The 1,979-nt window shown below is 71.1% G+C and carries 2 protein-coding genes; one reads left to right on the top strand and one right to left on the bottom strand.

Annotated features, from left to right (window positions below; genetic code table 11):
- Positions 1–207 precede the first annotated feature (207 nt).
- Positions 208–1,359: a diguanylate cyclase gene (locus ACEN88_RS30290; RefSeq protein WP_413345677.1), complete on the top strand. Its 1,152-nt coding sequence runs from the start codon at positions 208–210 to the stop codon at positions 1,357–1,359.
- A 1-nt stretch (position 1,360) separates the two neighbouring features.
- Here the strand turns inward: ACEN88_RS30290 and ACEN88_RS30285 are convergent.
- On the bottom strand, positions 1,361–1,979 hold a 619-nt coding region (locus ACEN88_RS30285), incomplete at its 5' end, for a YdcF family protein (protein ID WP_413345675.1).

Raw genomic sequence — 1,979 nt, 5'->3', positions numbered from 1 at the left:
GTCACGCTCGCGCTGCTGTTCGGGCTCGCGCTGACGGATTACACGACGCGCACGGCACTCAAGGCGCCGTGGCAACAGCCGGCGACGGTGGCGCCGCGGCTGGGGAGCCGGTAAGCGATGTAAGTAAATTTCCGTATGGCAAATTTAGTTACCTTGAATTAAAATGACTGGTTGCCGCCATTCGCCCCGCTTCCACCGAATCCCGCCGTGTTGCCCCAAGATCCCCAACGTCCCAACCTGGCCATCGACTGCCGCCGCGCCGAGTTCGCGGACCCGGCCAGCGAGTCACGCTTCACGCGCCACTTCCTGCCCGAGCGGAACCGCCAGCTGAAGGCCAGCCTGCTGTTCGCGGCCGCGTTCTACGTCGCGTTCGCGGCCACCGACTTCGCCACCCTGGGCGCCACGGCGATCGCGTGGATGCTCATGGGCCTGCGCATCGTCGTGGCGCTCGTGGGCCTGGGCTGCTTCGCGGCCATCGTCCGCCGCCCGCGGTCGGTGCGCGTGTCGATCCGGGCCGCGTGTACCCTGCTCGTCGTCGCGCTGGCCGTGTTCATGGTCGTGTGCTGGTTCCAGCCGGAGGTGCTGGCGTGGAATGCGATGTCGCAGGCACTGATCCTGATGGCGGTCTACGTCACAATCCCCAACCGTTTCATCTACGCGGTGGCGATCGGCGTCGGGTCCAGCATCGTGTTCGCCGCGCTGCTGGTCATCCAGGGCAATCTGCGGGCGGACGACCTCTTGACCCTCGTGCTGCTGCTCGTGATGGGCAATGCGCTCGGCTATATCGCCGCGCGCCGCTTCCACGTCGCCCAGCGCGAACAGTTCCGCGCCTCGATCCAGCTGCAGCAGCTGGCCGACCGCGATCCGCTGACGGGCTGCTACAACCGCCGCTTCCTGCAAAAAGGCCTGTTGAACGCGGAGCTCGAGCGCACGAGGCGCTACGGCACGCCGCTGTCGGTGGTCCTGTGCGACCTCGACCATTTCAAGCGCATCAACGACACCTACGGCCACGCGGCCGGCGACCAGGTGCTGGCGGATTTCGCCGGCCTGCTGCTGTCGCTCACGCGCGACACGGTCGACAGCGTGGTCCGCTACGGCGGCGAGGAATTCCTGCTCGTGCTGCCGCAGACGGACCTCGCGGGCGCGCAGACGCTCGCGGAACGCATCCGCGCGGCCTTCGCCGACGCGCCCGGCGCAACCGTCAAGGCGACGGCGAGCTTCGGCATCGCGTCCGTGCCCGCGCAGGCGCCGGTGCTGCCCGCGTCGTCCGAAGCGCTGATCGGCGCCGCGGATGCGCAACTGTATGCCGCCAAGCGGGGCGGGCGCAACAGGGTGTGCGCGACGCTCGCCGGACGGTGAATCAGCGGCCGCCGGCCGCGCGCACGCGGTACCAGGCGAGGCCGATCCACTCGTACGTCGCATACCACGACCGGCGCATGCCCTCGGCGCTGGGCACCCAGGCGTGGATCGACAGCGGCTGGCGGCCGAAGAACATCGTGGGCGCGCTGACGACGTCCAGCCCGGCGCGCGCGAACACGGCGCTGGCGCGCGGCATGTGCATCGCGTCGGTGACGAGCAGGATCCGGTGGATGCCGTGCGCGCGCAGGATGGCGGCGCTGAAGGCCGCGTTCTCCGCCGTGTCGCCGGAGCGGTCCTCGAGCCACTTCACCGGCACGCCGAAGTCTTCGCGCAGGGCGGCGGCCATGCTGTCGGCTTCCGAGCCGCCGGGGTTGCCCTTGTCGACGCCGCCGTTGCCGCCGCTGACGAGGATGGGCAGTCCCGTCTCGCGCTGCAGGTGCGCCGCGTAGCGCAGGCGCGCGAGGGCGACGTAGTCGGGGATGTCGCGGTCCCCGTATTCGGGGGCATGCCGCACGCGGCCTGCCGCCAGCACGACGATGGCCTGGGCGGGGGGGGGGGGGGGGGGGGGGGGGGGGGGGGGGGGGGGGGGGGGGGGGGGGGGGGGGGGGGGGGGGGGGGGG

It is taken from the genome of Massilia sp. CT11-108, from assembly GCF_047302915.1.
Taxonomy (GTDB): domain Bacteria; phylum Pseudomonadota; class Gammaproteobacteria; order Burkholderiales; family Burkholderiaceae_D; genus Telluria; species Telluria orientalis.
Note: the sequence above shows the minus strand (reverse complement) of the source record. Positions and strands in the feature narration are given on the sequence as shown.